This window comes from Aquella oligotrophica, assembly GCF_002892535.1.
Classification (GTDB): domain Bacteria; phylum Pseudomonadota; class Gammaproteobacteria; order Burkholderiales; family UBA11063; genus Aquella; species Aquella oligotrophica.
The window spans coordinates 2,097,336-2,122,294 of sequence record NZ_CP024847.1 but is presented as its reverse complement, the minus strand read 5'-3'; the positions used below and the strand labels follow the sequence as shown (position 1 = coordinate 2,122,294).

Below are 24,959 nucleotides of genomic sequence, written 5' to 3'. Positions count from 1 at the left end.
AATCTATAGTATTAATAATGATGAATTTGTGAGGTTTTATTAGTGAGAAATAGAGTTACTCCTATTACGGTTTGGCTATTTGCAACCTTGTTTGCAGTTTATGAACTGTTTATTGCCAACGGGTTTTATGGAGTTTCCCTCCAGTTGCAACAGCATGATTTGAACCTATCTGTCAATGCTATCGGGAGTTTGGCAGCTATTTCAAGTTTGGTGTACGCTTTATGTCAACTTCCCGCCGGAATTATGGTGAGTAAATTTTCAATCCGAATAATTCTTACTCTTTCAACTATTTTGGTAAGTATCGGAATGCTTATTTATAGTCATGCTAATGATGTTGAACAACTTATACTTGCCCGGGTGGTTATAGCCATTGGTTCTGCATTTGCCTTTGTGAGCATTGCCGTACTAATCGGACGCTGGCTAGACAAAGATAAATTTTCATTGTTTTTTGGACTAACTCAATCTATGGGCAATATTAGTGTAGTTAGTGCTAATATGTTTTTACCACAAATTATCAATTTTTTACATGGCTGGAAACATACCAGTCTAGTCTTGGCAATAGTTGGTTTCATTTTGGCGATTGCTATCGGATTAATTGTTAAATCAAGCCCAGCTAGTAAATCGGATAGCATGCAACAAACCGCGAATCGCGCCAGTATCTTAGAGTTATTTAAACAATTGGCGGCGAATAAACAATTCTGGCTAGTTACGGCTTATGCTGGTTTGTTATTGGGAACCTTATTTAATTTTGGGGCAAATTGGTTAATTGGATTTCAGGGTAATTATGATAGCCATAGTTTGGCACATTCTGCGCTAGTTAATTCGGTAATGTTTCTGGGAGTTGCGGTTGGTAATCCGGTCATTGGTGCATTATCCATAAAGTTGCAAACTAGAAAAAAAATACTGCTTATCGGTGCACTGGCTAGTCTTATTTTATTAAGTATACTAATTCTTGGACCTAAGCTTGATGCAAATACTGCACTAATTTTATATTTTCTGTTTGGTCTCTCCTGTAGTAGTGCTATTTTGTCTTACTCAGTTATAATGGAAGTTTTGGTACCGCCATTACAAGGGATTGGGGTCGGAGTATGTAATACGGTGGTTTATCTTAGTGGTGCATTATTAAGCACCGCGATTGCTTCTATAATTCGTGGGGAGGGTGCAAGCCTACATAATGTATTAACAGTAGATAAAATAGCATTTTCCTTATTTTGTGTAGCTGTTGCGATTGGTTTTGCGCTAAGTAGTGTCATCAAAGAAAGTTTTCGCAAGTAATCAGATAAGTATTTAAAGGTACTTATTTTGTAATTAAACTTAGTGATCAAGTACCGATGTATTTTATATAGGAGATGGCATGATGATGTGTTCAAGTCGCGGAATTACAGAGAACTCTGCTAAACTTTGAGATGTAAATTTCGATGTTTAGCAGAGTAAATAGGTATCAGGCTGCATTTCATTTTGAGGCATAGACCTCGGTTAGGAGATTAGTCTCTTTTCAACCTGTTACCGAATCGCCAATCTGTGACTGGAATCACGTATAGGAGAATGGCTGTAAGCCGTATTTTACTTTACTCTGTAAAACTGAGCAACCTGTTTTTTTAGAGAGTAGATATCATGCGCTATATAGGTTTGGATCTTCATACGAATCAAATGACAATATGTTATTTGGAAAATGAAGAATATCGTTATGAGGTACTAGCTGTGACTGAAATCGACACATTTAAAGCAAGGCTATTACCTACAGATAAATTAGCTATAGAAGCAACTGGAAACAGTAGTTACGTTTATCGCCACTGTGTGGATTTAGTTTTTGATTTAGTGGTTGTAAATACTATGCAGTTTAAAGTAATTACTAAGTCATGTAAAAAGACAGATAAAAATGACGCTAAATTATTAGCCGAGTTTTTAAGTAAAGATATTCTACCGCGAGCAAGGGTTAAAGATATTTTAGATGACCGTTTACATAGTTTGGTAGATAGCCGTAATAAATTTATTGAATTACGAACCTAGTTAAAAAATAAGGTTCATAACTTATTAAATCGTTGTGGAATTAAGATTAAGAAAACTAGTTTAACCAGCCAAAAAGGATTAAATAAAGCCTTGGCTTACGAAGTTGATGAATTAGTCAGATTTGAATTAGAACAACTTATTGCAGAAATCAAAACCTTAATTGAACGAGTAGATCAATTTGATAACAAAATTGCAGAATATGGCAGTAAGTTACCGGGCTTTGAGAATGTAACTAGTATTAAAGGTATTGGTACCAATACAGCAGTTACCTTATTAAGTTCAATCGGAAATATAAATGACTTTGCCGATGAGAAAAAGCTGGCGGCATATTTTGGGTTAGTACCGCGAGTAAATAATTCAAATGAGACAGTAAATCACGGTCGTATAACCAAGCGCGGTGATGGGCTAGTAAGAAAATCCCTGTTGCAATGCGCCTTAATAGCGATTAAGTACAATCAGAAATTATGTGGTTTTTACAACAAAATAAAAACCAAACGAGGTTTTGCTAAGGCTATTGTAGCCACTGCCAGAAAATTATTAACGATAGTTTACTATACGTTAAAAAAAGGTTGGTATTTTACGGATTTTGTAAAAAACATTCGTGAAATTCGTCCAATAGAAAAAAGAATTATCGGTACCATCTAATGAAATAATTTACAAATAAATTAGATGGTTAAGTTTAATTAGGTGTGTTTAGTTGGTAAAGTAACTTGACACATCATCATAGGAGTTTGTATGAAAACATGGATTAAAAACCCGAAAGCAATTTTGGCGGATAATGCCGCGAATGGCTTGGTAATTGAGAATGATAAAATTATTGAGCTGGTAGCCAAAGGTGCAACGCCTTCAGTTACTATTGACAAAACTATCGATGCTAGTGAGCACGTGGTTATTCCAGGGTTAGTCAGTACGCATCATCATTATTACCAGACTTTAACTCGTGCTTTTCATGATTCGCTGGACAAAGAGCTTTTTGCATGGTTGACGACCCTTTATGGTGTTTGGAGTGGTTTGACCCCCGAGTTACTTTATACCGCGAGTAAGACGGCAATGGCTGAATTATTATTATCAGGCTGCACTACTTCAGCAGACCATCATTATGTGTTTCCAAAAGGCTTGGAGAATGGTACTGATGTTCAGGTTATGGCAGCACGTGAAATGGGCATGCGTTCAATGATTACACGTGGCTCAATGAATCTGTCCCAAAAAGATGGGGGCTTACCGCCAGATTGCGTCGTTCAAAGTGAAGATGATATTCTAGCTGACTGTGAACGCGTAATCAATAAATATCATGAAACTCATGACGGTTCGATGATTCAGATTGGGTTAGCTCCTTGCTCACCGTTTTCGGTAACCAAATCAATCATGGAAAAAACAGCAGTATTATCAGAAAAATATAATGTGCGCATGCATACACATTTATCTGAAACCGAAGATGAAAATAAATTCTGTGAAAAAATGTTTGGTTGCCGTCCAATAGATTATCTGGAGCAGGTTGGCTGGCTAAATGATCGGACTTGGCTTGCTCATGCGATTCATTATACAGATATAGAATTAGCAAGGCTTGGTAAAGCTGGGGTAGGAATGAGCCATTGTCCATCTTCAAATATGATCCTATCATCTGGAGTATTTAGAAGTGTGGTGGCGGAAAAAGCCGGTTGTAAAGTAAGCATTGCGGTGGATGGTTCAGCGTCAAATGATCATTCGAATATGATGTTGGAGTTAAGGCAAGCATTTTTATTACAACGCTTACATAATAGCTCTCAGATTAGCCATAAGGATATTCTTCGCTGGGGAACTCTTGGCGGCGCACAGGCACTCGGACGGAGTGATATTGGTGAATTAAAAGTTGGTAAACAAGCAGATATAGCAATGTTTAAACTAGATGATATTCAGTTTTGGGGTGCTGATGATCCATTAGCGGCATTGATTATTTGCGGTGCAACTAAAGCTGATATGGTCTATGTCGCCGGTAAAATTAAAGTAGAAAGCGGCATGCTGGTTGGGATTGATATGTCTCAATTACGTCAGGAGCAACGGAAAGCTCAATTAGAGTTGATAAAACGCTAAGAAGATTTTATACTTCGCCGGGACATTTATAGTTCCCGGCAATTTAATCGACTAATCGTTGACTCTATTATGAATTAAATCTAGCACTGCTTTGGCACCCTCAGTACTGCCATCTTGGAGTAGGGTATAGTGGAGCTTATAAAACTCGTCAATCATTGCCTTACGCTTTTGCTGATTATTAAATAATTCAATTATGTATTCACTCATAGAATCAGGATTGGCATCTTCCTGAAGGAACTCTTTAACTATCTCCTTACCAGCAATAATATTTGGCTGACCAACATAGTCAATAGTTACCATTCGTCTAAGCATCCATTCAGTAAACTTATTAATTTTATAACAAATCAGCATTGGCTTTTTGCATAGAGCAGTTTCGAGGCTTACCGTGCCACTTTTGGCAATCACCATATCACTAGCTTTGATTGTATCTCGGGTTTGATTTAATACCAGTTTATATTCAAAATCTGGTTTATTTTCATTTAGGTAATTATCCATAATTGCGAGAGTATGTTGACTAGCAAAAGGATAGATAAAAAGACAGTTAGGTATTTTTTCTGCTATTTTGTGACAGGTCTGGCTTAAAATTTCTGCAAGACTATTTACTTCGCGAATCCGGCTACCGCTAAGGATGGTAATAATTGTTTTATCTTCAGGCAGATTCAATAATTTACGATACTTTAAAGTATCTATATTTAGTTCAATATCATTTGCCATTGGATGTCCAATGAATTTGGCTGCCATTCCAACTTTATGGTAAATCTCTTCTTCAAACGGAAAAATGCATAACATTAAATCAGTCGATTTTTTTATTTTGAAAATACGTTTGTAACGCCAAGCCCAGATCGTTGGGCTAATATAATGTACAGTTTTTATACCAGCCTGTTTAAGCTTGTTTTCTATGAAGAAATTAAAATCAGGTGCATCTACACCAATAAAAACATCGGGCTTATATTCTAGAAGTTGTTTTAAAACAGAGTAGCGGACTTTTAAAATTTCCGGTAAAGATTTTATAACTTCAATATAACCCATTACCGACAGGGTTTCCATCTTATGCCAAGATTTAAAACCATTATCCTGCATCATTTTGCCACCAATACCAACAAATTCAACTTCGCCTTGATATTGATTTTGGATGGCTCTAATTAAAGAAGAGGCTAGCATATCGCCTGAAGCCTCTCCTGCAATCATGGCTATTTTTAACATTAACGGACTATGCCACGCGTTGATTGATTGAAAAAGCTAACAAAGGTTTGTAGCTCAGGATGGTCAATTGCCATTTCTTCAATGATTGCTTTGGCTTCACTATATGAAAGTCCGTTACGATACAGGATTTTATAAACCTGTTTTACGTTCTCAATTTGTTCTAGATTAAAGCCACGGCGTTTCATGCCTTCAATATTTACACCCTTAGGTTCAGAACGGTAACCTGAAGCTAGTACGTATGGAGGAATATCTTGATTTACTGCTGATTGTCCACCAAGCATTGCATGCTCACCAATTAGACAAAACTGATGGATTGGCGACAAGCCACCAAGAATTGCCCAGTCTTGGACTATTACATGTCCGGCAAGGGTAACACCATTGGCAAGGATGGTATTATTTTGGACGATACAGTCATGTGCTATATGTACATAAGCCATAATCCAATTATTATTACCAATTACCGTTTGTCCATTACCTTGAACTGTACCTGTATTAAAAGTACAATATTCGCGGATAGTGTTATTTTCGCCAATGATTAATTTAGTGTCTTCACCCTTATATTTTTTGTCTTGAGGTGCTTCACCAATAGATGCAAAATGGTAAATTCTAGTATTTTTACCGATATTTGTATTACCTGTTAGATTAACATGATTACCTACGAAGCAACCATCACCAAGGACAACTTTGGGACCTACGATTGAATATGCACCAATTTCAATATCTTCACCCAATACGGCATTACTATCAATAATTGCGGTAGGATGTATTTTTTTAGCCATTTTAAACCTCTCTTCTGGCGATCATGATTTCAGCTTCAGCTGCTACCTGTCCTTCTACTGTGGCTACTGCCTGAAATTTGGCAATACCACGGGTTACTTTTAGTAGTTCAATATCAAAAATTAACTGATCACCGGGGATAACCTGACGTTTAAAACGTGCTTTATCAATTGAGGCAAAAAAAGACTGTTCATTTTCTTTTTGCATGCCATAGATTAGTCCAAAAAGTATTCCTGAAACTTGTGCCATTGCCTCTATCATTAATACTCCTGGCATTACAGGGAATCCAGGGAAGTGTCCAGTAAAGAACTCTTCATTCATGGTGACGTTTTTTAATGCTTTAATGTGTTTTGCACCATCATGACTAATTACCTTGTCAACTAGTAGTAACGGATATCTATGTGGTAACCACTTCATAATTTCCAGTATATTTAACTCGGTCGAAGTATTTTCACTCATCCAGTTTGCTCCCTATTTTGTCAAAATTTGCTTGTAAATCACGAACTTTGGTGTTTAATTTATCTAGATTACGAATGTGGACAAATATTTTTGCCCAATCTCGGTATTCCATAGCTGTCATGCCATTTGAATACAATGCTGGTTTGGTTATGTCTTTTCCAACATTACTGCTGGCGCCAATTACAGTGAAGTCACAGATTGAAACATGATCGGCAATTCCTGCATTACCTGCAAGCATACAATGCCTACCAATTTTGCTGTTCCCGGCAATTCCAACCTGAGATGCAATACCTGTATGCGCACCGATTTTTACATTGTGTGCGATTTGTACTAGGTTATCAATCCGGACACCATCTTCGATAATTGTTGCTTCAAATGTACCACAGTCTATGGTAGTATTTGAACCAATTTCGACCCGATTACCAATTTTTACCCCACCGATTTGTGGGATACGGTGATAGTGATGTTTTTCGTCTTTTGCATTACCAAAGCCATCAGAACCAATTGCACAACCACTATGAAAAACGCAATCATTTCCAATCGATACTTTATCATAGATGGTTACATTTGGGTAAATTGTTACATTGTCACCAATAACCACATCATTACCAATGACGGTGTTGGCAAATATCTGGCAATTATTACCAATTATCACATTGTCACCAATAACCACATTATGTGCAATTGCCGGATTGCTACCTAGTTTTGCAGAGTCACTAATAAACGCTGATTTTGCAATTCCTGCTGCCATTTTTCTTCGTGGATGAAACAGATTACTAACTTGACTAAAATAATAGTATGGGTTAGGTGTGATAATTTTTGGTATATTTATATCGCTAGCATCTGCCTCATTTATTATTATTGCTGCTGCTTTACAATCTGACAGATGTTTTTTATATTTACTATCAGAGAGAAAGGTTATTTGAGTTTCGCTGGCTAGATTAGTTGGGGCTATATCATTAACTTCGATATCTGCACCTTCTAATCTGCCGCCAAATAACTCAATTAATTGAGAAAGTTTATATGCCATCTATTTCACCACTCAGATTTATTTAGAAGGAGTTGTAGCTGTAGCCGAAGTAGGAGCTGGTGCAGCACCTGGTTTACCTACTGGAGCCGGGATAGTTTGTGGGCTATTTAATTGTTTGATAATATCAGTTGCATCAATTGTATTTAACTGATCCATTACTTGATCTGTCAAATCATATTTGGCTTTTGCAAATACTAGTTGATTAGAGGTAAGAACTAAATCATAACCTTTTTTATCACTAATGTCTTTAAGAATAGCATTGGTCTTGGTCATTAAAGAACCAAGTGCGTATTCCTGTGATTTTTGCAGATTTTGCTGGAAAGCCATATATTGCTGTTGGAATTGCCCTTGATCTTTGCGATACTTATCTTCTAGACTTTTTAATTGAGACTGATCTGATTTGCTAAGTTTATCAAAGCTAGGTGCTTTGTTAGCAATTTTTTGCATCTGTTGCTGTTCAGCGATAATATTATTATTCATGGTTTCAAGCTGTTTTTGTTGTGGACCATATTTGTCTTTTAGTGCCTGTTGAATTGCTTTTGCCGGCTTCGCTTCAGTAAATACACGATCTACATTAATGTATCCGAGCTTGAAGTCATCTGCAAAAGCCATTGAACTGGCACATGCCAACCCTAAAAGTGCAAATTTTAGTTTTTTCATAGAGTGGTTCCTCAAAAAATTAAAGTGACTAAAATATTAAATCAGTGAATTACTTTACCTTAATTGACCATATTTATGTTAAATAATTATATCTAGAACATTGAGCCAAGTGTAAACTGGAAGTTCTGGATATTGTCGTTTGGTTGGTTAAACATTGGTATTGCATAGCTGAGCTGAATTGGTCCCATTGGTGATATCCATACTAATCCCAAACCATAACTGGCACGAACTGCTTGTAATGGATTGATTCCAAATGGGTCTCCCCCATATAACGAGCCTATATCATAGAATGCACTTAGACGGACAGTTTTATCTTCTTTTACCCCCGGCATTGGGAAGAGCAGGTTATTACTCAGGAATACCCAACGAGTTCCACCCAGTGATGAACCATCGGTATCTTTTGGTCCTATACTACCAATGTAGTAACCACGAATTGAATTTGGACCACCCTCAATAAAGTTTTGATAAAATGGCACAATTTGCCCATCACCATACGAGTTAATGAATCCTAGTTCTCCATTAGTCTTCCAAGTCAAATCCTGTGAGATAGGGAAATACCATGCGTCTTTAGAGTCAAATTTATAGTATTGCGCGCCAACGCCAGGTGCTGTAATTGTAAAACTAGTATTATAGGTAGCACCGCTTGTTGGCCACAATGTGCTATCTGACGTATTTCGTGCCCAGCTAACAGTTACCGGAATAGCATTTACCGAGTTACCATACTGGTTAGTAAACTGGATAAATCGGAGTGGTGCAGTATTGTTATTAATACTAATTTGATTATTTTCAAAGCCAAGACTTAAATTAATTCGATCAAATTCAGAAACCGGAACTGATGTTCGAATCCGTCCACCAAGGGTTTGAGTTGAGTATGGGCTAATCCCTACTAGATTTGGTGTAAATGTAGTATCGTAAATATCATAACCAAGACTGGTTCCATTAGCCAGGTAATATGGATCAGTAAATGAAAGTGAAATACTGCTATTTAATTGACTGTATGATGCATTGATTGATGCAGATTTACCCGACCCAAATAAATTACTTTGTGAAATACCACCATTTAAGATAATACCTTGACCTTGGGCAAAACCAACCCCAAAATTAATACTACCAGTATTAGTTTCAGTAACTTTTACATTTAAATCAACCTGATCATTGACTCCAGGTACTGGAGTGGTTGCTATATCAGTCGTTTTAAAGTAACCCAATACATCTAGGCGGTCTTTAGAGCGTTTAATAGCTGCGGCATTATAAATTCCTGCTTCCTCTTGTCTGAATTCGCGACGAATAACTACATCTCTGGTTTTTTCATTACCACTAATATTAATATTACGGACATAGATTTTCTTACCGGGGTCAATAAATAGAGTATAGGCAACTGTATTTTTTTTGCTATCAATATCAGGCACCGGATTTATGCCCGCAAAGGCATAACCATATTTACCCATTGTTGTTTTTATTGACTGAATATCTTTATCTAGTTTTTCCTGATTAATTATCTGCCCAGGCTTAACGGTAATTAATTTTTGTAATTCTTCTGGTGGAATATCTTTATAGTCTCCCGCGATTTTAATATCTTTAAAGCGATACTGGTGTCCTTCGTCAATATTTGCAGTTATATAAACTAATTTTTTGTCTGGTGTTAACTGAACTTGAACGGAGTTAAGGCGGTAGGTGATATATCCTTGATTTTGGTAAAATGCTTTAACGGTTTCTAAGTCGCCATTAAGTTTATCACTTGAGTACTGGTTGTCTTTATACCAGAAACTAAGCCAGTTGCCAGTTGTCAGGAACATTTGCTTCTGAAGTTTTTGGGAACTAAATGCTTTATTGCCAGTAAAAGTAATGCCGCCAATTTTTGCGGTTACACCCTCGGAAATTGTGATTTGTATATTAACACGATTTCGTTCCAGCTGAACCACGGTGGGAGTGATAATTACGGAATATAATCCACGGTTATAGTATTCTGTTTTTAGACTCATCACAGCATTGTCAAGAATACTTTGATCAAAGATAAGTCCATCAGCAAGACCATTTTCTTTTAACGATTTTACCAATTTATCGTGATCAAACTCGTGGTCGCCAGAAACAGAAATACGGGCAATAACTGGGCGTTCTTCAATATCAACAATTAAAGTATTTCCCTGTTGCTCAACCCTTACATCCTGAAAGAATCCGGTGCTATATAATTTGTGTATTATGTCATTCGCTTTACTTGCGGTTAAGGTATCTCCAACTTTGACTGGTAGGTAACTATAAACTGTTCCCATCTCAATCCGTTGCAAACCTTCAATACGAATCTGCTGAATAACAAAGCCATTATTGTCAGCATAGCTACTATTTAGGATAAATAGTGAAAATATTGTACTAAGTAGTTTAAGTCGTAAGTTCATTACAGATTAAATAATTTTAGAAAGTCATTATATAAAGCCAAGAATGTTACCCCAAGCACAACAATCAGCCCGAATTTAAATAGAAGTTGCTGAATTTGTATAGCCATAGGTTTTCCTGTTAACCACTCAATACTATAAATTAATATATGCCCACCATCTAATACTGGTATGGGCAGTAAATTCATGATAGCTAGACTTAGGCTAATTAATGCAAGAAAATCAACAAATGATTTTACACCCTGATGCATCGCCATTTTTGATGCTTTGGCTATTGAAACAGGTCCACCAAGATTATGCCAAGAAATATCGCCATTTAGCATTAACCAGAGTGCTGTAATATTATTATACGCCAGATTTAAACAGGCATTATATGCATATCCCAGACTATTTATTGGGTTATAGTGCTTGATAAAGCTGTTTTTTTCAATTAAGCTATTGTCTAAGGTAGGCATTATACCAATTTTGCCAATTATTTGTCCATCTTCATCATTGATTGAGTCAGGTATAACGGGCAGAGATATTTCAGTATTATTTCTTTTTACAATAAATGTTAATTTTTCACTTGGCGAAGATTTTATTAATTTGCTAATTTGAAACCAGTTGTTGATTGATTCCCCGTTTATTTTTAAAACAATATCACCCTCTTTTATTCCTGCTCTAGTGGCTGCTGATTGTGGTTCAGTATAGCCAATAACCGGGATATACTTGAACGGATATAAACCTAAATCAGTAAGTGAATAATCATTGCGGTTATTTTTATATTTATTAAAGTTAAGCTGTAGTTGCTGGTTTACAGATTCTATTTCTAGTGTAAAATTTATTTGGTCTGTATGAGCAAGGTCATTACGAAAAATTGTTTCTGCCTGAGACCAGCTATCTATTGGTTGTTCATTAATTTTTTTAATTGTGCTTCCAGGTGCTATTTTTTCTAGGTTCTGGACTAGGGGGGTGGGATTAATGCTTGCTATAATTGGTTTTAGATTATAAACTCCATATAATCCAATAAAATAGTAAGCTATAAATGCAAATAAGATATTAAATAGTGGTCCAGCTAGGGCAATTAGAAGCTTTTGATACGGTGGTTTATTGTTAAAGGCTAAATGTTTTAGTTCTGGTGTAACTGGTGCTTCTCTTTCATCAAGCATCTGTACATAGCCACCAAGTGGGATTGCACCAATTTTCCATTGGTTGTTTTTACCTTGCCAAGAAAAGAGCTTTGGACCAAAGCCAATAGAGAAGGTGATTACCTTAACTTTAAATAATCTGGCAAATAAATAGTGCCCAAATTCATGAATAACTACCAAAATCCCTATTGTTAATAAAAAACCAAGCAAAGCCAAAACTATTTTTCCATAAATTTCGAATTTATAAAATTAAAAAGGTAGTACTTTTCGGTACTACCTTCTTTTACAGGTCAGATATTATACACTATCTAGGCATTAACCCGCAGACCAGTTTTTTTAGACTTGGCAGGCTTTTTCTTTAGTGCTTCTTTTGCTGCTGGTGCAGGGTCAAGTCTGGTTTGCTGATCCCAAGGAACTGGCTTATATTCGAGTGCAATTTCCAGAACCTGCTCAACTGTTTTAACAGGTATGACTTCAAGTTGTTGTTTGATGTCATCAGGAATTTCATCCAGATCTTTAATGTTCTTATCTGGAATCAATACCGTTTTTATGCCAGCACGAAGTGCTGCTAGCATTTTTTCCTTGAGTCCACCGATTGGTAGAACCTCACCATATAAGGTAACCTCACCAGTCATTGCAACACTTGATTTAATTGGCACATGATTCAAGCTTGAAGCAATTGCAGTTACCATTGCAATCCCGGCAGATGGACCATCTTTGGGGGTCGCACCTTCAGGCACATGGACATGGATATCTCTATTTTCATAGAATTTCTCATCAATTCCCAAAGGATTACTTCGGCTACGGACTAGGCTGATTGCAGCTTGAATTGACTCTTTCATCACGTCGCCAAGTTGTCCAGTCCTGATAATATTTCCTTTTCCTGGGATTGCGACTACCTCAATAGTCAATATATCCCCTCCAATTTCAGTCCATGCAAGACCAGTAACCCTTCCAACACGATTTTCTTTAGCACTGATACCAAAATCATTAATTGGAATACCTAGAAAATCTTTTAATGTGTCTTTTGTAATCTTAATCTTCTTGCCCGTAACTTTTTTAGTATCAAGCATCGTTACCACTTTACGGCAAAGTTTACCTATTTGTCGATCTAGACTCCGTACGCCAGCTTCCGCAGTGTAATACCGAATTACATCCAGAATCGTTTCGCTATCAACTGCAATTTCTGCTGGTTTTAAACCATTGTTTTTGATCTGGCGTGGCAATAGGTATTGCTCGGCAATTTTTAATTTTTCCTGTTCGGTATAGCCAGATAGGCGAATAATTTCCATTCTGTCGCGTAGCGGACCAGGAATGTTCATTGAGTTTGAAGTGCATACAAACATTACTTGTGATAAATCAAACGGTACTTCAGTATAGTTGTCTACAAAAGCCCGATTTTGTTCAGGATCTAAAACTTCAAGTAGCGCAGCTGCTGGATCTCCACGGTGATCAGCACCAATTTTATCGACTTCATCAAATAGTAACAATGGGTTTTTTACTCCGATTTTACTGATATTTTGCAAAACTTTACCTGACATCGCGCCAATATAGGTTTTACGATGTCCACGAATTTCTGCTTCATCATGTAAGCCACCAAGAGCAATCCTCACATACTTACGGTTTGTCGCTTTAGCAATTGATTCACCAAGTGATGTTTTACCTACTCCAGGAGGTCCCACAAAGCATAATATTGGAGACTTATTATTTTCTGTACGGCGTTGGACTGCAAGATATTCGATAATCCGTTCTTTAATCTTATCTAACCCATAATGATCTTTATCAAGGATTTTTTGTGCTTTATCAAGGTCTGAACTAACTTTGGTAGATTTATTCCATGGTAGCTCAACTAGGTGTTCAATATAGTTTCTTACCAGTGCACTTTCAGAAGACATCTGTGGCATCATTTTTAGTTTTTTCAATTCAGCTAAAGCTTTTTTTTCTGCCTCTTCAGTCATTTTTGCTTTATGAATCTTATTTTCAAGTTCCTGAATTTCATTTAGTTCTTCAATCTCACCCAGTTCTTGTTGAATTGCTCTCTGTTGTTCGTGGAGGTAATATTCTTTCTGATTTTTTTCGATTTGCTGTTTAACTCGTCCTTGAATTTTTTTCTCGACAGTCAGAATTTCGATTTCCCGATTTAATTCTTTAAGTAGCATAGTCAGACGTTTTTTTAATGATGAAGTTTCAAGTAGTTCTTGGCGAATTGTAAGATCTACTATCACATGCGTTATTATCACATCTGCAAGCTGTTCAATATTGGCAATTTTAGCGATAATTGATACAACTTCATCTGGGACTTTTTGGTTTAGTTTTGCAAATTCATCGAATAGCTGAATAATTTCGCGACGTTCAGCCTCCTGCTCTATTTTACTGATATCCTGTTTGGTTTGAATCTCTTGGATTTCAGCGGATAAGAAACCATCTTTTTCAACAATTTTAGTTGCTTTAGCGCGGATTTTACCCTCAATTAGAACTTTTTTGGTTCCATCTGGTAATTGTAGAATTTGTAATATTTTAGCTAAAGTTCCGGTAGTGTGGAGATTTTCTTCCGTTACTTCATTATCTGTGGGATTTTTTTGACTAAGCAGGATAACTTGCTTATCTTTCTTGTCAGCAACTTCAAGTGCGTTAATAGATTTCTGTCTACCAACAAATAGTGGAACTACCATATTAGGGAAAATTACCACATCTTTTAACGGTATAATTGGCACTAGGTTATCAGATAATTCAATCTCTTTAGTCTTGTCGTTTTGGTTATTATTGGTAATCATTGCTCTTTCCTTAATCTATGGTGCTTATGCTAAAAGATAAAACGTATTTGAACCAATTTGGCTATACAATATTGTAACCTAACTGCGGGTTGCTTTTATGACAAAATCATTTTCCGCAATGCTTGAGAGTAAATCATCAACTTCTTTTGAGGATGAAACGCTAATTGTTAGCTTGACAACTACTATACTATGGTTGTCACTCCGTTCTTGAAAAATCTCTTCCATGTTGATTTGCCGTTCTGCAATTATTGCAGATAACTTATTGAATACTCCCGGTAAATTATCAATTGTAATTGTCAATTTTGATAGGAATTGTGCCTCGGTATCATTGATGAGGATTGCTGGAATTAGCTTGTCTAAGCCAATTGTTTTATTTTTGCGACAGTCGTAGCTATGTAGCTCAAGTTCACCTTTACGAGTGAGTTTTGCATAGATTTTTTCATCTGGTAGCGGGCAACAAACATCGTCCTGGATGATTGCTGAATTACAGTTACTTAACTTTAATTTAAGTGCATGACCCGGGGTTAGTTCGAGTAGTTCGCTGACAACCTGAAGTGCGGGAATTTCGTTTACCCCAATTTTTTGCTCAAAATCAGTAAGGTTAAGTCGGCTACTATATTTTGTGTCAATAAGTTTTTGCAAGATTTCATCGTTTACAATAATCTCACTACCAGCAATATGTAGACCAGTATTTAAGAGGTGAACTCCATTACTTACGTCTTCATCATATTTTTGTTCTTTTAAATATTGCTTGATTTTGCTAATTGCTCGTCCAGTAATTACTGAGTTTAGCCAATTTTCATCCGGTTCGCTAAACTGTGATGTTGCAACTTCGACAACATCACCATTTTGGAGTCTATGATCATGTTCAACGGAGCGCTGATTAACTCTTGCGCGATTAAAATGATCGCCAATATCGGTATGAATTGCATAGGCAAAATCAACAGGAGTAGCTCCTCTTGGTAAGTGAATAATTTTACCTTTTGGTGTAAAGACATAAATATTTTTTGGAGAGAGGTCTTTTTTGATATTTTCCAAAAAGTCGCTAGCAGAGAATGTGCTACTTTGTATTTCCAAAATATTATTTATCCAACTAGCAGTGTGCTGTTTAGCACTTCCGCCGTAGTCAATGCCGCGCTGCTGTTTAAGTAGGTGGCTAATAATTCCATGTTCGGCAATATCTTCCATTTCTGTTGTACGAATATGGATTTGTAATGGAGCTCCGGTTGGACTCATCATTGTTGAATGTAAAGATTGGTAGCCATTACTTTTGGGAATGGCAATATAGTCTTTAAATTTACCCGGTATTGGTTGGTAGAGGTTGTGGATTACACCCAGTGTTAAATAACAATCTCCAATAGTTTCAACTATTATTTTGACTTCAAAAATATCGTAAATCCGGTCAAATGATTGCTGCCGTTTGAGCATGCGGTTGTATAAATTGAAAATCGTTCTCTGGCGGAATTTGAATTCGGCCTTTATGCCATTTGATTTTAAGGCATTGCTAATATTGGTTAGAATTTCTTGGGTGAGTGGTAAGCGGTTTTTTTGCGCTACTTCAACCGCTGAATTTAGTACTTTATATCGCATGGGGTAAAGGTGTTTGAAGCTTTCTTCCGCAAGTTCTAGGTGTACTTTGTGTAAGCCTATACGGTTTGCAATTGGTACGTAAATTTCCATTGTTTCCATAGAAATTTTTCGTCGTTTCTCCGGCTTCATAGATCCTAGGGTCAGCATATTGTGCATCCGGTCTGCCAGCTTGATCAAAATTACCCGGATATCTTTTGCCATAGCCAAGACGACTTTCCGAAAATATTCGGCATGGGCTATTTCTTCTGACTCAAAATGTAATTTATCGAGCTTAGTTACGCTATCTACAAGCTCCGCTATACTAGTGCCAAAAATTCTGGTGAGCTCTTCCTTGCTAACTGGGGTATCTTCAATTACATCATGCATCAATGCACCAGCAATTGTTTGTTCATCAAGTTCCCAGTCTGCGATTAAGGTTGCTACTTCTATCGGATGTGTAATGTATGGTTCGCCACTTTTACGAAATTGTCCGTAGTGTGCGTGATTGGCTACCTGAAAAGCGAGATCAATGGTTTCAATTTTTTTGCCATGTAAGTGCTTTCGGGCTGTTGAAAGCAAGGTTCTTCTTAGGTCATCTACAAGTTTTTGATATTCGCCGTGATTGATTTCCATTAGTACCTCGCTACTTAATTAACAACTATTCAACGCGACCAAGAATTTGCTGATCTACTTTATGATCTGCTATTTCTCGAAGTGCAATTACTGTTGGTTTATCACCTTCTTCATGTTCAACCATAATATCGCTACCTTTTTCGATCTGGCGTGCACGTAGTGCAGCAGCAATAGTCATGTCAAAACGGTTGTTAATTGTTTCCATACAGTCGGCAACTGTGAATCGAGCCATTTTAGAGTTCCTTTCCACTATTAAGGTCAAATTTTTGTTTTATTATTTCAAGCTTACGCGCCGTCTTATTGCGACCAGCTCTTATTATACTACATAGATCTTGCAGTGCAGTATCGAAATCATCATTTATTATAATATAGTCAAATTCTGCTGCATGAGCCATATCCTCTCTTGCTAAAGCCAATCTTTTTTCGATGACTTCTTGACTGTCGGTTTTACGGTCTCGCAGTCTCTTTTCTAAAATCTCAAGTGATGGTGGCGCAATGAATATCAAAACAGCATCATTAAATAGCTTGCGGATTTGTCGTGCACCTTGCCAGTCAATTTCTAATAGAATGTCTTTTCCTGTCGCAAGAAAGTCTTTTATAGTAGTAATATTGGTTCCATACATATTGCCATAAACTTCGGCATACTCCAGAAACTCATTTTTATCTATCATGTTTTTGAAGTCGTCAATACTAGTGAAGAAATAGTTTACACCATGTTCTTCGCCCGGGCGGATACCTCTGGTTGTGTGGGATATCGAGAGTTGGACATTGCTGTCAAGTTTACATAAGGCGTTTACTAGCGTTGATTTACCGGCTCCTGAAGGTGCGGCTATTACATAAATTTTACCCCGATTCATGTCGTGATGACTTCCTTTCGTCTTGTCTATATTTGAAATCTATGCTTTAGTTGCAATTTTCATCAGACATGTATCTATGGTACAATCTGCTGCTTCTTACTAAAAGGTGTTATTTTAACAAAATAAGGCGATTTTATGTTAATTGATTCTCATTGTCATATAAACTTCAAAGAGATTGCTACGAATCTTGATGCTTATATGCAACATATGGTAGATAATGATGTCCGTTATGCATTATGTGTCGCAACGCGACCAGATAATATTGCTGAAGTTATAGATTTGGCAGAAGGTAAAAATAATGTTTTTGCAACAGTTGGAATTCATCCGGATGAGAAACTCCCTGAATTTGAACTTACAGAAGAATTTCTTTTTGCATATTCTCAACACCCAAAAGTGGTAGCGATAGGTGAAACCGGGCTGGATTATTACTGGAATAAGGATATAGACATGAGCTGGCAACATAAGCGGTTCCAGACTCATATTAATGTTGCTAAACGCTCGGGATTGCCTCTTGTGATTCATACCCGTGAGTCAGCGGAAGATGCTTGGAAAATGCTTGCGGAAAATGGAATTAATGATTGTGGTGCCGTTATTCATTGTTTTACCGAAAACTTGGATTGGGCGCGCAAATTTCTCGATCTTGGTTGTTATATCTCATTTTCGGGTATTGTGACTTTTAAAAGTGCCAAGGATATTCAGGAGGCTGCTAAATACGTTCCCTTGGATCGTCTTCTTGTAGAAACCGATGCACCATATCTTGCGCCTGTACCTCATCGCGGAAAATTAAATCATCCGGCACTCGTGCTGCATACAGCGGAGTTTATTGCGGATTTGCGTCAAGTAAATCTTGATACAATTGCTGAAGCAACTAGTAATAATTTCTTCAATTTATTTAAAAAAGCCAAAACCTATATAACTGGAGGTAATTGATCTTATGGTTCCTGTGATTACAATTGATGGTCCTGCTTCATCAGGGAAGGGTACTGTAGCTAAATTATTGGCTAAAGAGCTTGGTTTTCACTACCTAGAGTCTGGAGCGATTTATCGTGCGCTTGGATTGTGGGTTTATCGTAACTACGGTGATACTTCAGTGGGGGAGAGTCAAGTTGTTGATCTGGTTTCAACTATGCTGCTTGAATTTACTGATTTAGGTGTGATTCTTGGTGGTGAAAATGTTACTGATGCACTTCGCGAGGAGTTTGTGGGTATGCTGGCATCAAAGTATGGTTCAATTCCAGAGGTTCGTGCTAGGCTTCTGCAGTTTCAACGTGATTTTGCCAAAGAGCCAGGGCTGGTAACTGATGGGCGGGACATGGGGAGCGTAGTTTTTCCAGCCGCAAAGCTCAAGGTTTTTTTGACTGCTTCAGCCGAAAAACGTGCTGAACGCCGTTATAAGCAGTTGCAATTATTTAATAAATCTGTTACAATTGAGGCTATTTTGCAAGATATCATTGCGCGAGACGAGCAGGATTCAAACAGAAGCACTGCGCCATTGTCATATGATTCTTCATTTAAAGTTCTGGATAATTCTGATTTAACTATAGAAGAAACTATTGCGGTTATTTCTAAGTGGTATCAGAAATCCTGATTGTGGAGTTATGGGCAACTGTCTATAACAAAGTTTAACTTTTTATTTTTTATGGTCCTAAACATAGTGGAAAATTTTGCAAGCCTATTTGAACAACACCTAGCACAACTTGAAATGCGTGAAGGTGAAGTTATTGATGCAACAGTTGTAGCTGTTGATAATAAATATGTAACAGTAACAGCTGGTTTGAAATCTGAATCATCAATCGCACTTAGCGAATTTAAAGATGAATTAGGCAATCTTGAGGTTAAAGTTGGAGATGTAGTAAAAGTTGCTATTGAAGCAATTGAAGATGGTTATGGCGAAACTCGTTTATCGCGTGATAAAGCACGTCGTATTGCAGCTTGGGAAGAATTGGAAGGCGCGTTGGAGCGTGGTGATGTTCTAACTGGTGGTGTATATGGTCGCGTAAAAGGTGGTCTTGGTGTTATGTACAAAAATGTACGTCTATTCTTGCCAGGTTCACTAATTGATGTACGTACTGTACGTGATTTCACTCCATACGAAACTAAGCCAGTAGAATTTAAAGTCATTAAAGTTGATCGTCGTCGTAATAATATCGTTATTTCACGTAAAGCAGTTCTTGTTGAGCGTAATGGTGAAGATAGTAAAGCTATTGCTGAGAAAATGCAAGAAGGTAATGTTGTTCAGGGTATCGTTAAAAATATCACTGACTACGGTGCATTCGTTGATCTTGGTGGAATTGATGGCTTGTTATATATTACTGATCTTTCTTGGAAACGTGTTAAACATCCGTCTGAAGTATTAACTGTTGGTCAAGAAATTGAAGCTAAAGTATTGAAATTTGATCAAGAAAAACATCGTGTTTCTCTAGGTTTAAAACAACTTTCTAATGATCCTTGGTTTGGTGTTGCTGAGCGTTTCCCTGTTGGAACTCGTTTACATGGCAAAATTTCAAATCTTACTGATTATGGCGCATTTGTTGAGCTTGAGCCAGGTATTGAAGGTTTAGTTCACGTATCTGAGATGGATTGGACTAATAAAAACGTTAATCCTTCTAAATTGGTTAAACTTGGTGATGAAGTTCAAATTCAAATTCTTGAAATCGATCCAGAAAAACGCCGTATCAGCCTTGGTATGAAACAATGTCAAGCTAACCCTTGGGTTGAATTTGCTGAGAAAAACCAGAAGGGTGATCGTGTTGCTGGACAAATCCGCTCGATAACTGACTTCGGTCTATTTATTGGTTTAGCTGGTGGTATTGATGGGCTAGTTCATGTATCTGATATTTCATGGACATTGTCTGGTGATGCAGCTATTCGTAACTATAAAAAAGGTCAGGATATTGAAGCAGTTATCTTGTCGGTTGATATTGAAAAAGAGCGTATTGCTCTAGGTATCAAGCAGCTTGATAACGACCCATATGCTAATTTCCTAAATCTTAATGATAAAGGTTCTATAGTTAAAGCTACAGTAAAAGAAGTTAGTGCTGAACAGGCAACAGTTGAATTGGCTGCTGAAATTGAGGCTACTCTTCCTGCTCGTGAATTTTCATCTGAGCGTGTTGATGATTTAACTAAAGTAGTTAATGTTGGTGATGAGCTTGAAGTTATGATCACAAATATTGATCGTAAAACTCGTGCTATCACGGTGTCAATTCGTGCTAAAGATTCAAAAGATGAGGCTGAGGCAATCAAGAAAGTTAAGCAGGCAGATAAAACTGCTGGTACAACTAACTTGGGATCTTTACTACAGGATAAATTGTCACAAGGATAATTATGAATCGCTCAGATATTATTAAGAGGATCTCTGAGCTTTATCCAAAGCTAAGTCGTAAAGAAGTTGAAGCTATTGTCAAGGAATTATTTGCTACAATGGCTTCAAGTATAGCAACGGGTAAACGCATTGAGATTCGTGGATTCGGATGCTTTTCACTAAAACATCGTGCTGCTGGTAAAGTTCGTAACCCACGCCATGGTGTTGCGATTGATTCAGGTGAGCGTCATGTGGTTTATTTCCGCGCAGGGAAAGAACTCCGTGAACGTGTTGATGTATTTAGTCGTTAGTTCTACATTAAAAAGTCCCGTTTTAAACGGGGCTTTTTAGCTACCATGAAAAATAATTACCCGCAAAAAATAGAACCGATTGGTATAAGACAAACTGCAATTGCTCTTCTCGTTATTCTAGTTTGTGCTTTGTTAATTGGTGTTTTAATCTATAACCGTAAAAAACATAAAACGCCAGTTTATCTAAAACCAGTGATTCCCAAGGTAATTAAAGCCAAGACTGCCTCAGATCCTGATCGGATGGAATCAACAACTTTTGTTTTCCCTTTAGTTAAATAGTTCATTTTATAAAAATTCTGTTAAAATCCAGTTTAGAGTTTGTATTGAAAGAACTTATATGATTGGATTCCTGAAACCAGCAAAATTTATTCAGCCATTACCGGATAATAAAATTGATGTAAACTATAAAAAATATCGATTACAGTTATTTTTGACTGCCTATATTGGTTATATGGCATATTATTTCGTTCGAAGTACACTTGCATTAGCCAAACCATACCTACTTAAAGATGGGTTTTCTATTGAGCAAGTTGGTTATTTAGGCTCTGCATTGGCGGTTACTTATGGTTTAAGTAAATTTATCATGGGTAATGTTTCTGATCGCAGTAATCCTCGTTATTTTTTAGCTTTAGGTCTGATTCTCTCCGCACTTACTAATGTTCTTGCTCCATCATTCCTTACCTTTGGTGCCCTGTTTGGTTTAATGCTCTTAAATGGCTGGGTGCAAGGAATGGGCTGGCCGCCATGTGGTAGAATAATGACGCACTGGTTTTCTGATTCCGAGCGTGGTACCAAAATGTCCATCTGGAATACTGCACACAATGTTGGTGCTGGATTATTACCATTTATTGTTGCTATTGGTGTTGGTTTATTTAGTAACTGGGATGGTTTATTTTATCTGCCGGCTATGGTTGCAATTGTAATTGCTTGTGGGGTTCTATTCTTTGCAAGAGATGTCCCACAATCAGTAGGTTTACCTCCGATTGAAGTGTACCGTAATGATTTCCCATTAGCTGAAGTTGAACATGATCTTAAAGATCGCGAACAGGAGATGACAACTAAACAGATTCTATTTGATTACGTGTTAGTTAATAAGAATGTCTGGTATATGGCATTAGCCAATGTATTCGTTTATTGTGTGCGTTATGGAGTCCTAAATTGGGCACCTACTTATCTAAATAAAGTTAAACATTTTAGTAATGTTTATAGCAGTATGGGCTTTGCCTTCTTTGAATTGGCAGCGATTCCTGGTACTATTCTTGTTGGTTGGCTATCGGATAAGTATTTTTCTGGACGGCGTTCGCCACTTGGTGTTATAACCATGGTATTGATTTTCTTTGGGTTGATTGTTTATTGGCAATCAACAAATCAGTGTATTACGATAGCAGCCTTGGGTGTAATAGGTTTTCTTATTTATGGACCAGTAATGTTAATCGGTGTTGCTGCACTTGATTTGGTACCTAAAAAAGCTGGTGGAACAGCGGCTGGGTTTACTGGCCTATTTGGCTATTTCTTTGGAACTATGGGTGCTGAAGCTCTGATGGGGTATTTGGTACAAAATCATGGCTGGGATAGTGGATTCATTATGCTTTTGATTTCAAGTGTACTAGCAATATTTTTCTTTGCGATTACTTGGAATATTCATAAACGTAGTTAGATGGTAAGATGGTTATGCGTTGGTTTTTAGGGTTCTTGTTTGGTATAGTAGCAATTTGTTGCCAAGCTAGTGATTTTTTGCCAGCTTGGCAAGCATTTCAAGTATCAGCTAGAGCTGAGAGTTCAGCTGCTATCTGGCTTAATTTTAATATTGCGGATGAATATCATATTTATCAAAACAAGATTAAGATTATTCCAGAGCAAGCTAGTAATGTCAAACTGGGTGAACCAGTTTTTCCTGATCCAATTATTCTTAAAGATAAGGATCTTGGTAAATTTAAAGTCTATGAACATAAAACTTCGATTCGGATTCCAGTTACTGATGCTGGAAATGGTATTTTAAAATTAAAAGTTAATTATCAAGGGTGTAAAGGTCTTGATTTGTGTTATCCCGAACAATCTGCTACTCTTGATATATATTTAGCTAATGCTTCAGGTAAGATGAATAATCAGCAAATAGATGCTCCAAAACTCGATAATCAAAGCTCGGGAATTTTTGCCGCAGATAGTAGCTCAGAAAAAATTACCAGCTATTTTCAAAATAGCCCAATTGTAGTTATTGCTAGTTTCTTTGTCTTGGGCTTGTTAATTGCTTTTACTCCATGCGTGTTTCCTTTATTACCTGTTTTAGCTGGGGTTATTGCTGGTAATAATATTTCAACGAAGAAAAGCTTTTTCCTTGCATTTTTTTATATCCTTGGTGGAGCTGTTTCTTACTCTATCGGTGGAGTCATTGCGGCAGTTTTTGGTTATAATCTTTCAGTCTTTTTACAGAATACTTGGGTTATTTCGGCTATTGCCATCTTGTTTATGACTTTTGCCTTGTCTCTATTTGGTGCGTTTGAGTTACAATTACCTGCTGGATTACAAAATAAAATTAATACTCGCTTAAATAAATATAATAGTCATTCATTTTTTGGTGCCTTCTTAATTGGTGCAGTTTCGACGCTAATTTTATCACCATGTGTGACTGCGCCATTAGCTGGTGCCTTGGTTTATATTAGTAGCACTGGGAATATCTGGCTAGGTGGTAGTAGCCTTTTTGCCATGGGTATGGGAAGTGGATTACCATTAATGCTAATTGCGGTATTTGGCAAAAAGTTGTTACCAAAAGCTGGATTATGGATGCTACTCATTAAAAAATTGCTTGGTATGGTTATGCTTTTAATGGCAATTTACATGCTAGGGCGGATTATTCCAGAAGTGTATAGCCATATTCTATATTTGGTTTGGGGTATCGCACTAATTTATATCATTGCTCATGGCATTCATAAAAAAGAGCTATTGAAATATTCGTTAGCTAGTGTTGCGAGTATTTTGGTTTTGGCGATAGCAGTTAATTTAGGGTATTTTCATCATGTTGAGCAAGATTCAAGATTTACGGTTATTGATAATCAGACTGATTTAACCCGTGTACTACAATCAGCTGAGTATAATCACCAGCCAGTAATGCTTGATTTTTATGCTAGCTGGTGTATTGCCTGTAAAGAGATGGATTTAAAAACTTTTAGTGATGCAAAAGTTAATCAATTAATGAATAAGTTTAAACTGGTTCGTGTTGATGTGAGTAAAAATAATCAAAATAGCCAAAGCCTTCTTGAAAAATATAAGGTACTGGCTCCACCTTCAATAGTTTTTGTAGATAAAGATGGAAGGTTACTTGACGATTATCAGATAACAGGATTTATTTCAAATGACAGTCTCTATTTAAGTCTAAAAAATGTTTTAGCAGATAAACTAAAGTTGGAAGATTGCATGGATAAAAAGTGCTAGGTTGATTGTGTTTATTTTATCTGTAATTATTAAAAAGGGTGACCTGCATGGCAGATATTGCAGGTCAATCTGAATACAAGGTATGATTTAGTCAAAGCCTTGAAACAGCTATTATAGATTAGACAATAATAAAACATATTCCCATTTTTGCATAACTAGTTCCCATTTTTGATTTAATATTTGTGATAGTTCTAAAGAATGCAAGAAAGTTTAGTTAAATAAAAGCTATTGCTAAATTTGAATAATGACCTGTAAAACCTAGTATGCTGGGGAAAGTGTGTAATAGCCTTCTTTCCTAACCTGTTTCTTTAACCTGATTGAGCATAAAAGAGGTTTAATGCCCTTACTTTTAAAAC

21 protein-coding genes and 1 pseudogene are annotated in these 24,959 nt (G+C 36.9%); 11 read left to right on the top strand and 11 right to left on the bottom strand.

The annotated features are described in order from the left end of the window. Positions 1 to 42: 42 nt before the first annotated feature. The 4 genes and pseudogenes from CUN60_RS09720 (at position 43) to CUN60_RS09710 (ending at position 4,080) form a co-directional block, all read left to right on the top strand. Complete coding sequence (locus tag CUN60_RS09720) at positions 43 to 1,275, top strand: MFS transporter (RefSeq protein ID WP_158649376.1); 1,233 nt, start codon at positions 43 to 45, stop codon at positions 1,273 to 1,275. A gap of 339 nt (positions 1,276 to 1,614) precedes the next feature. Continuing rightward, positions 1,615 to 2,010, top strand: coding sequence for an IS110 family transposase (locus tag CUN60_RS13110; RefSeq protein ID WP_222593255.1), 396 nt, complete (start codon positions 1,615 to 1,617; stop codon positions 2,008 to 2,010). Positions 2,011 to 2,022: 12 nt separating this feature from the next. Further along, positions 2,023 to 2,655: pseudogene (locus CUN60_RS13105) on the top strand (transposase); the annotation flags it as partial. A gap of 90 nt (positions 2,656 to 2,745) precedes the next feature. Further along, positions 2,746 to 4,080: an 8-oxoguanine deaminase gene (locus CUN60_RS09710; protein ID WP_102951851.1), complete on the top strand. Its 1,335-nt coding sequence runs from the start codon at positions 2,746 to 2,748 to the stop codon at positions 4,078 to 4,080. Positions 4,081 to 4,131: 51 nt separating this feature from the next. Here CUN60_RS09710 and lpxB read toward each other — a convergent pair whose 3' ends face one another. The 11 genes from lpxB to gmk all read right to left on the bottom strand — a co-directional run bounded on the left by lpxB (position 4,132) and on the right by gmk (position 17,559). Then, on the bottom strand, positions 4,132 to 5,283 hold the full coding sequence (gene lpxB, locus CUN60_RS09705) for a lipid-A-disaccharide synthase (RefSeq protein WP_102951850.1): 1,152 nt from the start codon (positions 5,281 to 5,283) through the stop codon (positions 4,132 to 4,134). Continuing rightward, positions 5,283 to 6,062, bottom strand: a complete 780-nt coding sequence (gene lpxA / locus CUN60_RS09700; protein ID WP_102951849.1) for an acyl-ACP--UDP-N-acetylglucosamine O-acyltransferase — start codon at positions 6,060 to 6,062, stop codon at positions 5,283 to 5,285. Before lpxA ends, lpxB begins: the two co-directional genes overlap by 1 nt. A gap of 1 nt (position 6,063) precedes the next feature. Continuing rightward, positions 6,064 to 6,519 carry a 3-hydroxyacyl-ACP dehydratase FabZ gene (gene fabZ / locus CUN60_RS09695; RefSeq protein WP_102951848.1) on the bottom strand — a complete coding sequence of 152 codons (456 nt, stop codon included), beginning with the start codon at positions 6,517 to 6,519 and terminating at the stop codon, positions 6,064 to 6,066. Next, complete coding sequence (lpxD, locus tag CUN60_RS09690; protein WP_102951847.1) at positions 6,512 to 7,549, bottom strand: UDP-3-O-(3-hydroxymyristoyl)glucosamine N-acyltransferase; 1,038 nt, start codon at positions 7,547 to 7,549, stop codon at positions 6,512 to 6,514. The genes fabZ and lpxD overlap by 8 nt, the downstream gene beginning before the upstream one ends. Positions 7,550 to 7,567: 18 nt before the next feature. Beyond that, positions 7,568 to 8,209 carry an OmpH/Skp family outer membrane protein gene (locus tag CUN60_RS09685; RefSeq protein WP_102951846.1) on the bottom strand — a complete coding sequence of 214 codons (642 nt, stop codon included), beginning with the start codon at positions 8,207 to 8,209 and terminating at the stop codon, positions 7,568 to 7,570. Positions 8,210 to 8,301: 92 nt separating this feature from the next. Beyond that, positions 8,302 to 10,602, bottom strand: coding sequence for an outer membrane protein assembly factor BamA (gene bamA, locus CUN60_RS09680; protein WP_102951845.1), 2,301 nt, complete (start codon positions 10,600 to 10,602; stop codon positions 8,302 to 8,304). After that, positions 10,602 to 11,942: an RIP metalloprotease RseP gene (gene rseP / locus CUN60_RS09675; protein ID WP_158649375.1), complete on the bottom strand. Its 1,341-nt coding sequence runs from the start codon at positions 11,940 to 11,942 to the stop codon at positions 10,602 to 10,604. The genes bamA and rseP overlap by 1 nt, the downstream gene beginning before the upstream one ends. 92 nt (positions 11,943 to 12,034) lie before the next feature. Next, positions 12,035 to 14,500, bottom strand: a complete 2,466-nt coding sequence (lon, locus tag CUN60_RS09670; protein ID WP_102951843.1) for an endopeptidase La — start codon at positions 14,498 to 14,500, stop codon at positions 12,035 to 12,037. 78 nt (positions 14,501 to 14,578) lie between these two features. Next, positions 14,579 to 16,702, bottom strand: a complete 2,124-nt coding sequence (locus tag CUN60_RS09665) for a RelA/SpoT family protein (RefSeq protein ID WP_102951842.1) — start codon at positions 16,700 to 16,702, stop codon at positions 14,579 to 14,581. Between the two features lie 25 nt (positions 16,703 to 16,727). After that, complete coding sequence (rpoZ, locus tag CUN60_RS09660; protein ID WP_102951841.1) at positions 16,728 to 16,934, bottom strand: DNA-directed RNA polymerase subunit omega; 207 nt, start codon at positions 16,932 to 16,934, stop codon at positions 16,728 to 16,730. Between the two features lies 1 nt (position 16,935). Then, entirely contained in the window at positions 16,936 to 17,559 is a 624-nt protein-coding gene (gene gmk / locus CUN60_RS09655; protein ID WP_102951840.1) for a guanylate kinase, read from the bottom strand. 135 nt (positions 17,560 to 17,694) lie between these two features. Between gmk and CUN60_RS09650 the strand changes: the two genes are divergently transcribed. The 7 genes from CUN60_RS09650 (at position 17,695) to dsbD (ending at position 24,603) form a co-directional block, all read left to right on the top strand. Next, positions 17,695 to 18,489: a TatD family hydrolase gene (locus CUN60_RS09650; RefSeq protein ID WP_102951839.1), complete on the top strand. Its 795-nt coding sequence runs from the start codon at positions 17,695 to 17,697 to the stop codon at positions 18,487 to 18,489. Positions 18,490 to 18,493: 4 nt separating this feature from the next. Then, positions 18,494 to 19,147, top strand: coding sequence for a (d)CMP kinase (cmk, locus tag CUN60_RS09645; protein ID WP_102951838.1), 654 nt, complete (start codon positions 18,494 to 18,496; stop codon positions 19,145 to 19,147). 66 nt (positions 19,148 to 19,213) lie between these two features. Then, the gene (rpsA, locus tag CUN60_RS09640; RefSeq protein ID WP_279639050.1) at positions 19,214 to 20,884 is read left to right on the top strand and encodes a 30S ribosomal protein S1; all 1,671 of its coding nucleotides are present in this window, start codon (positions 19,214 to 19,216) and stop codon (positions 20,882 to 20,884) included. Positions 20,885 to 20,886: 2 nt separating this feature from the next. Next, entirely contained in the window at positions 20,887 to 21,174 is a 288-nt protein-coding gene (locus CUN60_RS09635; protein WP_102951837.1) for an HU family DNA-binding protein, read from the top strand. A 45-nt stretch (positions 21,175 to 21,219) separates the two neighbouring features. Beyond that, entirely contained in the window at positions 21,220 to 21,453 is a 234-nt protein-coding gene (locus CUN60_RS09630; protein ID WP_102951836.1) for a hypothetical protein, read from the top strand. A 58-nt stretch (positions 21,454 to 21,511) separates the two neighbouring features. Then, on the top strand, positions 21,512 to 22,831 hold the full coding sequence (gene pgtP / locus CUN60_RS09625; protein WP_102951835.1) for an MFS transporter: 1,320 nt from the start codon (positions 21,512 to 21,514) through the stop codon (positions 22,829 to 22,831). Positions 22,832 to 22,845: 14 nt separating this feature from the next. Then, positions 22,846 to 24,603 (top strand): protein-disulfide reductase DsbD, encoded by a 1,758-nt coding sequence (dsbD, locus tag CUN60_RS09620; protein WP_158649374.1) that lies wholly within the window; start codon positions 22,846 to 22,848, stop codon positions 24,601 to 24,603. The last annotated feature ends 356 nt before the right edge of the window (positions 24,604 to 24,959 follow it).